The 10,539-nt window shown below is 38.3% G+C and carries 11 protein-coding genes; 10 read left to right on the top strand and 1 reads right to left on the bottom strand.

What is annotated here, in order from left to right; all coding sequences use genetic code 11:
* Window positions 1-825: class I SAM-dependent rRNA methyltransferase (locus AC1DSB_RS08200; RefSeq protein WP_477586395.1), on the top strand; the 825-nt coding region annotated here is incomplete at its 5' end.
* Between the two features lie 436 nt (window positions 826-1,261).
* Window positions 1,262-2,557 (top strand): ATP-binding protein, encoded by a 1,296-nt coding sequence (locus AC1DSB_RS08205; protein ID WP_477531994.1) that lies wholly within the window; start codon window positions 1,262-1,264, stop codon window positions 2,555-2,557.
* A gap of 187 nt (window positions 2,558-2,744) precedes the next feature.
* Here the strand turns inward: AC1DSB_RS08205 and AC1DSB_RS08210 are convergent, their stop codons facing one another.
* Window positions 2,745-3,875 (bottom strand): CAP domain-containing protein, encoded by a 1,131-nt coding sequence (locus tag AC1DSB_RS08210; protein WP_477586397.1) that lies wholly within the window; start codon window positions 3,873-3,875, stop codon window positions 2,745-2,747.
* 305 nt (window positions 3,876-4,180) lie between these two features.
* Here AC1DSB_RS08210 and AC1DSB_RS08215 point away from each other — a divergent pair, with 305 nt between their 5' ends.
* The 8 genes from AC1DSB_RS08215 to AC1DSB_RS08250 form a co-directional block, all read left to right on the top strand.
* Window positions 4,181-4,753 (top strand): VanZ family protein, encoded by a 573-nt coding sequence (locus AC1DSB_RS08215; RefSeq protein WP_477531996.1) that lies wholly within the window; start codon window positions 4,181-4,183, stop codon window positions 4,751-4,753.
* 49 nt (window positions 4,754-4,802) lie between these two features.
* Entirely contained in the window at window positions 4,803-4,955 is a 153-nt protein-coding gene (locus tag AC1DSB_RS08220) for a Fur-regulated basic protein FbpA (protein WP_477531997.1), read from the top strand.
* A 191-nt stretch (window positions 4,956-5,146) separates the two neighbouring features.
* On the top strand, window positions 5,147-5,281 hold the full coding sequence (locus AC1DSB_RS08225) for a hypothetical protein (protein WP_477531998.1): 135 nt from the start codon (window positions 5,147-5,149) through the stop codon (window positions 5,279-5,281).
* Between the two features lie 280 nt (window positions 5,282-5,561).
* Entirely contained in the window at window positions 5,562-6,782 is a 1,221-nt protein-coding gene (locus AC1DSB_RS08230; RefSeq protein WP_477531999.1) for a carboxylate--amine ligase, read from the top strand.
* Window positions 6,783-6,785: 3 nt separating this feature from the next.
* A complete protein-coding gene (gene cuyB, locus AC1DSB_RS08235) occupies window positions 6,786-7,487 on the top strand; it encodes a cysteate racemase (RefSeq protein WP_477532000.1) in 702 nt (233 codons plus the stop codon).
* 129 nt (window positions 7,488-7,616) lie between these two features.
* Window positions 7,617-8,768, top strand: coding sequence for a DEAD/DEAH box helicase (locus AC1DSB_RS08240; protein WP_477532001.1), 1,152 nt, complete (start codon window positions 7,617-7,619; stop codon window positions 8,766-8,768).
* Window positions 8,765-9,994: an aminopeptidase gene (locus AC1DSB_RS08245; protein ID WP_477532002.1), complete on the top strand. Its 1,230-nt coding sequence runs from the start codon at window positions 8,765-8,767 to the stop codon at window positions 9,992-9,994. Before AC1DSB_RS08240 ends, AC1DSB_RS08245 begins: the two co-directional genes overlap by 4 nt.
* A gap of 9 nt (window positions 9,995-10,003) precedes the next feature.
* A partial coding sequence (locus AC1DSB_RS08250) for an SGNH/GDSL hydrolase family protein (protein ID WP_477586400.1) occupies window positions 10,004-10,539 on the top strand: 536 nt, incomplete at its 3' end.

Consider the following 10,539-nt stretch of genomic DNA (forward strand, 5'->3'; position numbering starts at 1 on the left):
GGATACTATGTCATCAGTTGGTACAGTGAAGGAATTTACCAGTTTAAAAATGAAGTGATTCAAGCGTTGTCCAATGTGGTTGACGTGAAAGGTTTGTATGAAAAAAAACGTTTTGCCGTCAAAGGTACTTATATGGAAGATGATGATTTTATTTCGGGAGAAAAGGCTCCTGAACCATTGCTTGTAAAAGAGAATGACATGAATTTTGCAGTGTATTTAAACGACGGGGCAATGGTAGGCATCTTTTTGGACCAACGTGACGTAAGAAGAACTATTCGTGATTCCTATTCAAAAGGGAAAAATGTCTTGAATACGTTTTCTTATACAGGTGCATTTTCAGTTGCAGCGGCACTTGGTGGTGCAATAAAAACGACGAGTGTCGATCTGGCTAATCGCAGTAAAAGCAAAACGATCGAGCAGTTCAGTGTTAATGGTATCGATTTCGAGTCCCAGGACATTATTGTGGAAGATGTTTTTCATTATTTTAAATATGCGGTTCGAAAAGAATTGAAATTTGATTTGGTGATATTAGATCCTCCAAGCTTTGCCCGATCTAAAAAGCATACGTTCAGCGCTGGAAAGGACTATACAGATTTACTTATGCAAGCAATTGCCATTACTGGAAAAAACGGCATGATTGTTGCTTCTTCAAACTGCAGTACGTTTGGCATGACCAAGTTTAAAGGGTTTATTGATAAAGCGTTTAAACAATCTGGTGAAAAGTATACTATCCGGGAAGAGTTCTCTCTCCCTGAAGACTTTAAAACAATCGAAGAATTTAAAGAAGGAAATTATTTAAAAGTAGTGTTCATTGAAAAACGCTAATCCTCTCAGGAAATTTGACTTGAATATTTTTGACTAGATAATGTTTATGCTTACGGGATTGATTTGCTTATAAATCGTAAATGGTAAGGGGGGATAGATGCAAAAGTGTGCTTGAAAAAGCGGATTCAACTCTTTATGTCGCGAGAGAAAACGGACGTAATCAAGTTGAACTCGCAAAGTTGGATGACATCGCTCCTGCGATGCTCGCAAGTACATAAAGTTATATACAATAATAAACTGCCCAGAAAGGCTTGTCCTTTCTGGGCAATTTTAAGTATGAAAATATCTATTGAGTAGGAAAGGAAAGCCACTAAAACGTTTAAATAATAAAAAAGTGAATAATCAGATTAAGTCAAATAGTCAAAAAATGTATTGTATATACTTTATACTACAGATAGTATTTAGGTATAAACATCATGAGACGAGGTATACCTTTGTGGAATTACTAACAGTGAATTTCCTATTTAATCTATCAATATTAATTGTATTACTTTTTTTCTGTTTGATGTGGGCAGAGAAATCAGATGTAAAGAATAATTACCGAGAAACAGCTAAGTTATATTTTATCGTTTCTTTGGTGCTCTGTTTTGTATTTTCATACCGCTTGACGGAAGATATAGTATTAGACCTGCGAATAGTCCCTTTTATGATAGGGGGACTCTATTTGGGGATAAGTCCGATATTGGGTCTACTGATTATCGTTATTCGTGGATTTTTTGGAATCGATAACGGATTCTATATAGCCGCATTGTTTTACGGAGTAGCCAGTTGGTTTTTATGGTATATTTCCCCTTGGTTTTTAAAAAGGTCATTTAAATCCAGAATAATGTTTTCTGTAGGGTTAACTTTTCTGGTCAGTTTGTTCATATTAGTAGGTTTAGAAATTCTTTCCCCGCCAGAACATTCTTTAGATTTCTGGTTTGCTTATCTTTTTGTACCGCCACTGGGAGTTGCCATGATTTCTTATCTTATAGAAGGTATTAGAAGAAATATTCTTTTGCGACAGCGTTTGGTCAAGGCTGAAAAATTAGAGGCAGTTGAACAGATGGGTGCGGCCATTTCTCATGAGATTCGTAATCCCTTGACGTCTGCCATGGGTTTTGTTCAGCTGTTAGAAGACGATTTACTTGATTTGGATAAACGAAAGCAATATCTCAACATTTTAAAAGAAGAATTACAATCAGCTGAAAAGGTAATACAGGATTATTTAACATTTTCCAAACCGACCATTGAATCCGTAGAAGTATTTCAAGTGGAAGAAGAGCTTAATCAAATACTAAAATTGCTGCAGCCTTCTGCTAATTGGTATTCGGTAAGAGTGGAAAGTGATTATAGCTCGTTAAATTACATACAAGGTGATCGTCAAAAATTTCATCAATGTTTTGTCAATGTCATAAAAAATGCGATTGAGTCCATGCCAAACGGTGGTATTTTATCGGTTTCCTCGCGCGTAGATTCTACTCACGTGACGATCAAGATTCAAGATACAGGAATTGGTATGACGAAAGATCAAATAGAGCGTCTAGGTGAACCTTATTATTCAACGAAAGGAGATAAAGGGACTGGCCTCGGTGTGATGGTTGTAAATAGTATTGTGAAAGCTATGAAAGGAACTATACGAGTCAAAAGTAAAGTTGGGGAAGGAACTGTATTTACATTTATGTTTCATTTGTATAAGAAAAGTAATCAGAATTCTTCAAGACAAGTCAAGCATCAAAATCTTCGGATGTAATGTGTGATAATTTCCATGCCTATCAACGGAACTTTTGGTTTACACGATGTAACAAACCAGGCACAATTCGCGGTCATTTTATTCCGAATTCAAGCCCAGTTAGCAGCACAATAAAAAACAAGGCTGTTCCCAATTACACGGGAACGGCCTTGTTTTTGGATTATGGGCATAACCGGTATATCCAAATTTATGGTTTATAAAAGTTCTCAGTGTAATAGGGTTGATTTTCATCATTAAATGCTACGCCCACACCAAGCAATTCAAAGTCGCTTTTTAAAAGATTCTTGCGATGCCCCATCGAATTCATCAATCCTTCATGTGCAAAAATACTGYTGGACTGACCATAAGCTAAATTTTCCCCAGCTACGGAATAATTGATGTTGTCCATCGTCATGCGATCAAAAGGAGATTGTCCTGATAAATTGGTATGACTGAAATAATTATGTTCTGCCATGTCTACACTGTGTTTATAAGCTGTTACCCTGATTTTGGATTCCCATTTTACTGGTGAGACATTGTGATGAACTCGGGCAGCATTTGTTAAATCGAATAATTGGAATTCAAATCCCTTTTGTAAATCCGTACTTGTGTCACCATATAAAGCACCTTTTTGGTTTTCCAAATGCTTTGAAATGATCTGGATTGCAGTGACAGTATTTTTTTCATGGACGTCATAAAACACAGTCACATAGACATTTTCGATTAAGTAAGTATCCATCTCTCCATCACTATTCAACAAGTATCGGACATTGCCTTTTTGAATGTATTTGATAGGCTTTCCTAATGCATTATGAACAATAGACTTTGGACTGCTCAGTTTGAATCCGTATGAAGTGGAAATCAAGTCATTATTGGTAAATAGCCCATTCACTTGTTGAGACTCATCGAACGAAACCATTAAAAAGTTTTGATAGTCTGTGTGATAGGTATGCCAATCTGAGCCATATTCATTTTTAGTGATGCGCTTCGCCTTGCCCAGCTCGGCATTGACCGATTCCATGCTGTCCCCAATTTGTATGTTATGAACTGCAAATAATCCCTCTGTAGGTGTTGATAATGCAGGTTTTTCGACTTGATTAATGGATGCATACTTCGTTTCTCCTGCTTCCAATGTCAGTTTTGCGGGTATGGTAGCCACTTTTTGGGATAAATCAGCAATAATGGGCTGCTCTTTTAAATATTCGTATCCTTTAATTACTTGTGCATCAATTGTATTTAAAAAAGATACATCAACGTATTTGCTGGCTGGTTCTTCCCACAGCGGACTTGTTAAATAAGCTGCAAAAAGTAATGTGAGGATTAATTTTATGTAACCCAAATTTTGTTCCACCCTTATCATCAAATTGTATTCTCGTATTGGAAAATACTTGTTATTTGACAGTATATCCAGCGCGACCTGGATGAATACGTGATAAGTAGGGGTTTCTTTTAAAATAGTCTTTGTTAAACGAGATTGCTCGTTTAATGGAGCAGATTTCCACTTTTATTATCTCTGATGTTAATGGTGATTCCCTTATTTTCAATAATAATCAATAATAAACGCTAACTGTCTTAAAATACATTTTGAATAGTAACCTTAAAGGCTTAGAATAAGAGTATTACAGCGAAGAAATTGGGTGTGTGATGGAGTCGATTCTAAAGTATATAGAAGATATGGGCTTTTATATGGTATTAATTTTACCGGTAATTCTAGTGGTTCGTTTCATTCAAATGAAACGCAATAATAAACAATTGAATATCTTACGAGAATGCGGGATTGTCTTTTTTTTCATGTTCCTGGCGGGGCTGTTGTCACAGACGATTTTGCCATCAGTGAGCAATCAAGGCGGGGAAGTGCAATTAATTAACGGAGATCATCAAGCAATTAATATAGAACTTTTTCGCGTCTTGTTTGAAACATATAACGCGATTAAATATTTGAACTTATGGCAACCTTTTTTCATTAATTTCGTTGGTAATATTGTGATGTTTCTTCCGATTGGCTTTTTTCTTCCGTTGTTATGGCAGAAATTCAATCGTGCTTGGAAAGTGATTGGGGCTGGACTGCTCCTATCATTAGCCATAGAAATATTACAGTTACCTCAAATGCGCAGCAGTGACGTGGACGATTTGTGGCTGAATACGTTGGGGACGGCAATTGGCTATGTCTTGTATAGAGGATTCCCTAAATCGTTCAAAAAATGGTTTAAAAACTAGAGCCATGGGTAAATAACCTATGAATCTAGAAATTAAGGGGTTTGACAGCATGATACCACCAGTAGAAACAAAAATGGACGGAAAGAAAATGACCGTTATCGATGATTTGGTTAAACAAGGCGTATTTAAAGTTGAAGGAAAACAATTATATGAACTATCCCTATATGAATTAATTAAAGAGCATATGGAAAAAGCAGATTAATTAGGTGTCAGAGTAACAGGAGCGATCCAGTTACTCTGGCTCTTTTTTGTGGGTCTGTTGATATAGGTTCATAAAACAGATAAAAAGTGACATTTAAATTAACTGTGGAAAAATGATATAATTTCACATTGAAGTGATTAAAAAATGATTGAATGAGATGTCGGGAAGCGAAATGTTTGGGAGGAGTTCTCATGAGTCAAACAAAGCGCAAAAAACTTATCAAGGATTGGATGGATGAGGCAGCGATTGCTGATATGCAGGAAAAGATGTCTAGCAATGAAATGACTTCTGAGGACTTGGTTTTCATGTATAATTGCGATAAGTAAGTCGATGGATGATTCCAACTAGATGCCGTGGTCTTTCCTCAAGATCATGTGTACTGTATCGGTGCTGCTGCAGGTACACCATCCATCACTGTTCCTGCGAATTTTTCGTAGGCAGGAGAACCCTTTGGACTTACCTTTTCAAGCTACTCGTGGAGTGAGCCTTTGCTCATTTCAATGGCATATGCATTCGAACAAAAAGTAATTGCTCGGAGAAAACCGTAATTCACGGTACAATATAAACACAAACTATGTTTTTTGGGAAAAGAGAGTTGATATCACAATGACAACAAATTCATTTTTACCTATATTGCTTGGATCAGATATGAATGCTTATGGAATGGCACGTGCTTTTCACGAAGCCTATGGTTTAAAGCCGCTAGTCCTTGGACGTATGAATTTATCCGCAACACAAGACAGCCAAATCCTGGATTTTCAGGTTATCCCGCGTTTAAATGAACAGGACGTATTCGTTCCGGCACTTATTAAAGTGGCGGGTGAACATACAGACAAAAAGCTTTTGCTCCTTGCATGTGGCGATGATTATGCAAAATTAATCATTAAAAATAAGGAGCAATTGCTACCTTATTTCGCGGTTCCATATATTGATGAAAAATTAATGGATCGCATCGTTCTTAAAGAGAACTTCTATAATATTTGTGAGCAATACGGCTTTGCCTATCCTAAAACGTCACTATGCACATATGACACGAAGGATACGTTTGCAATTGACTTTATGTATCCAATCATCATTAAAGCATCAAACTCTGTAGCGTACTGGAATTGCTCGTTCCCTGGAAAGAAAAAAGTGTTCGTCGCACACGATGAAGCAGAAAAAAACGCCATTATCGAAGCGATCTATAGCTCATCATACAAAGATAATTTAACGATTCAGGAATTTATTCCTGGAGACGATTCCTACATGCGCGTGTTGAACGCATACGTTGGGAAAGATGGAAAAGTGAAGCTCATGTCACTTGGAAATCCAATTCTCGAAGAACATTCTCCAGAAGGAATCGGGAGCTATGCGGCAATCATTAATACATTTGATGAGGCGTTACTTGACCGAGTACGTGTATTCCTTGAAGATATTGGCTACACAGGCTTCGCGAATTTTGATATGAAGCTGGATTTGCGTGATGGTGAATATAAACTGTTTGAAATCAACTTGCGAAATGGCCGCAGCAGTTACTATGTAACGGCAAGTGGTCATAATTTGATGAAATACGTAGCAGACGATCATATGCTCAATATTCCACAAACATTGACGTATGCGAAGGACAAGCACTTATGGATGATCATCCCTAAAGGTGTATTATTCAAATACGCACAAAACGAGCTGTTGAAAGAAGAAGCCAGGGAGTTAATTTCAGAAGGAAAAGTGACAAATCACTTATTCTACAAAGAGGATTTCAATCCGAAACGTTGGGCGAAATTGACGCTCAATAATTTGAATTACTATCGTAAATACAAAAAATACTTTAATAACAAAGGTTTGTCATAAGTTATGAAGACGAAAATATTAGGCATCATTGGAGGAGTAGGTCCCCTGGCCACGATGTTGCTTGGTGAAATGATTGTTAAACGCACGAAAGCGAAAACCGATCAACAGCATGTCAACATGGTGATTACCAATAATACGACCATACCAGACCGTACAACATATATTTTAGATCGATCGAAAGCCAACCCAGTGCCAGTGATGATTTCCGATGCTACAAAACTGAAATCTATTGGTGCGGAAGTGTTGGCGGTTCCGTGCAATACTGCTCACTCTTTTTATAAAGAGATTCAACAAGGAGCGGAAATTCCCGTATTGCACATGATTAACGAAACGGCAAAACGTGCAGCTCAAATTGGTGCCAAAAAAGTAGGAATTCTGGCAACAACAGGTACATTGACGGCTTCTGTTTACCAACTGGCTTGTAAAGAGAGTGGCATTCAACCGGTTGTACCCGATGAGGAAACTCAGAAACTGGTCATGTCAGTTATTTATGATGACGTCAAAGCTGGGCAACCTGTCGATTTTCTAAAATGGCAGCAAATCATCAATCAAATGAACGAATTGGGTTGCGATCATTTGATATTGGGCTGTACAGAATTATCGATTGTCAAAAAAGAACTGAATCTTGATGAAACTTATATTGATTCTCTGATGGTATTAGCTGAAAGTGCCATACTTGCATGCGGCTACGAATTGAATGATTAAACATGCTCTGTCTCCTTCATGGGGACAGGGTTTTTATTATGGGGAAAACGACTGAATATATCAGTAAAAGGTTGAAGATAGTGATTTGTGGTACACTAGGAGCATGTATTTATAAAGGTGGAATAACCCATGACATTTATCGAAAACTTAAAACCAGAACTTCAAAATAAATGGAAATTTGAATATGAAATGCCTGTTCAGTCACAATTAATCCCTAGCATGCTGGAAGGAAAAGATGTGGTGGCACAATCGCCAACAGGATCAGGGAAAACTTTGGCTTATGTATTGCCGATATTGAATCAAGTGAATGGTGCCATTCAAAAAACACAAGCACTTATCGTTGCCCCTTCACAGGAACTATCCATGCAAATCGTTGAAGTATTGCGAGAGTGGACTGCAGATACCGATATTACGGTTGCTCAACTAATCGGAGGAGCCAATATGGCTCGTCAATTGGAAAAATTAAAGAAAAAGCCCACAATTGTTGTAGGAACACCGGGGCGTTTGAATGAATTAATGAAATCAAAGAAACTTAAATTGCACGATATACGACATATTGTTTTAGATGAGGGAGATCAACTATTGGCCCGTGAGCATCGTGGTATCATTAAAGCGCTTATCGATGGGTCTAATCATGACAGACAAATTGTGGTCGTATCAGCAACAATAACAGAAGAAATTGAGCTTGTTGCAAGTCGCATGATGAAAGGGCCGATTCGAATTCAAGTTAGTCATGAAGAATTGCCAGCACAAGGAAAAGTGGTCCATTCATTCGTCAAAGTAGAAGAACGAGATAAAACCGATTTATTGCGACGGTTGGCGCACGTAGAAGGCTTACGGGGTCTAGCGTTTGTCAATAATTTAGATCAATTGTTGATGAAAGAAACGAAACTGAAATTCCGTGAAGCAAAAATAGTTGCCTTGCACTCAGATATGAAAAAAGAAGAACGTAAGCAGGCATTGGCTTCTTTCCGTAAAGGCGAAGTAAGCATACTGATCGCTACAGATATTGCAGCACGAGGTCTTGACATTGAAGGATTGACTCATGTCATTCACGTCGATGTACCGCACTCAATTGAACCTTATCTGCACCGTTCAGGTCGAACAGGCCGTGCTGGTGCTGACGGGGAAGTATTGTCTTTATTAACCTACACAGACGAAAAGAATTTTAAAAAATGGACGAAAGAATTGCCTTCAAAACCCGTTCAAAAGGTATGGGATCAAGGTAAATTGATTGAAGGGTCCTCAAAAACGGTGCAACAAAGGGGGAAAAAGAAATGACATTTGAAGAGAAACTAGCCGAATATGCAGATTTGGCAGTTCGCGTTGGAATCAATGTCCAACCTGGTCAATATGTATTGATAAATACAACGACTGATACCCTTGATTTTACGCGTTTGGTTGTGAAGAAATCATATGAAGCTGGAGCAAAGCGTGTCCATGTGAATTTCTCAGATGGGCCGACAAATCGTGCTTTTTATGAGTTGGCACCAGATTCCGCTATGCACGAATTTCCTGCATGGATGGTTACACAGCGTGAAGAATTGATCGATCAGCAGGGAGCTTTGTTGTGGATTGATGCAGAAGATCCTGATTTATTGGCTGGAATTCCTGCCAAACGCATTTCCGATCAACAAAAAGTGGCTGGCCGTGCATTGGAAAAATATCGCGCTTCCGTCATGTCAGATAAAATTGCTTGGTCGATTGTAGCTATACCTTCAGAGATGTGGGCAGCCAAAGTATTCCCGGATTTGCCAAAAGAAGAGCAGTTATCCATGCTATGGGAAACGATTTTTAAAACCGTACGCATCGGAGATGGAACTGCTGTTGATCAATGGAAAACACATATCCGCGATTTGGAAGCCCGTGCAACAGCTTTAAATGATAAACGTTTCAAAAAAATTATTTATAAAGCACCAGGCACGGATTTGATAATCGAATTGCCGGATAAACATATTTGGATGTCCGGTGCCAGCAGAACACCTAACAGAACAGCGTTTATTGCGAATATGCCGACTGAAGAAGTGTACACTGCTCCATTAAAATTTGGTGTAAATGGCTATGTCCGTAATACTAAACCATTTGTATATCAAGGTAATATCATAGACAAATTTACGTTAACGTTTGAAAAAGGAAAGATCGTGAAGGCTGAGGCTGAAGTAGGGAATGACTTATTGCAGCAACTCATTCAACATGATGAAGGCTCTGCTTATTTAGGGGAGTTGGCATTGGTACCTCATGAATCACCGATTTCATCTTCTGGAATTTTGTTCTACAACACATTATTTGATGAAAATGCCTCTAACCATTTAGCAATTGGCGAAGCGTATCCAACATGCGTTGAAGGTGCACGGGACTTAGAAGAGGCACAGCTTCGTGCTTTAGGATTAAATACATCAATGACTCATGAAGATTTCATGATAGGCAGTGCAGAAATGGACATTGATGGCGAATATGAAGATGGTACAAGAGAACCGATTTTCCGCAAAGGCAATTGGGCATTTTAAGGTGATGTCATGATTATCAAAAAAATAACTGTCGTGTTGTTCAGTCTGGGCCTGTTTTTAGTGCCATTACAGACAAGCGCTCAAGTAATTGGACCAGTTTCTTATGTGGCTCTCGGTGACTCACTTGCGGCAGGTCAAACCCCGACACGTGAGATTGATACTGGTTACAGTGATTTAATTGCCCAAGAAATTGCGAGAAATCAACCACTGGCCTTCTACTCAAAAGATTTGGCGTTCCCAGGATTTACGAGCGCTGATGTGTTGAAGCGAGTCCAATCGAAAGAAGCAAAACCTTTGCTACAAAATGCAAATCTCATCACGATATCTGCTGGAGCAAACGATCTTCTGAGATTAATAAAATCAGATGCAAAATCAGGCTCACTGTCATTTCAGCAAATCCCAGCAGACTWTTCTTTAAACAATGTACGAAAGAATATGAAGACCATGCTTACAGAGTTGAAAAAGATTGCACCAAAAGCGGAAGTGTATGTAATGGGTTATTATTTTGCCTATCCACATGCTCGTGACTCACAAAAAGTCGGTAC

The sequence above is a fragment of the Paenisporosarcina sp. P4_E4_2 genome, assembly GCF_056401595.1.

Coding starts and splice junctions, on each gene's coding strand:
- AC1DSB_RS08240 (WP_477532001.1), top strand. CDS start 7,617: ATGACATTTATCGAAAACTTAAAACCAGAACTTCAAAATAAATGGAAA.
- AC1DSB_RS08215 (WP_477531996.1), top strand. CDS start 4,181: ATGGAGTCGATTCTAAAGTATATAGAAGATATGGGCTTTTATATGGTA.
- AC1DSB_RS08220 (WP_477531997.1), top strand. CDS start 4,803: ATGATACCACCAGTAGAAACAAAAATGGACGGAAAGAAAATGACCGTT.
- AC1DSB_RS08225 (WP_477531998.1), top strand. CDS start 5,147: ATGAGTCAAACAAAGCGCAAAAAACTTATCAAGGATTGGATGGATGAG.
- AC1DSB_RS08245 (WP_477532002.1), top strand. CDS start 8,765: ATGACATTTGAAGAGAAACTAGCCGAATATGCAGATTTGGCAGTTCGC.
- AC1DSB_RS08230 (WP_477531999.1), top strand. CDS start 5,562: ATGACAACAAATTCATTTTTACCTATATTGCTTGGATCAGATATGAAT.
- cuyB (WP_477532000.1), top strand. CDS start 6,786: ATGAAGACGAAAATATTAGGCATCATTGGAGGAGTAGGTCCCCTGGCC.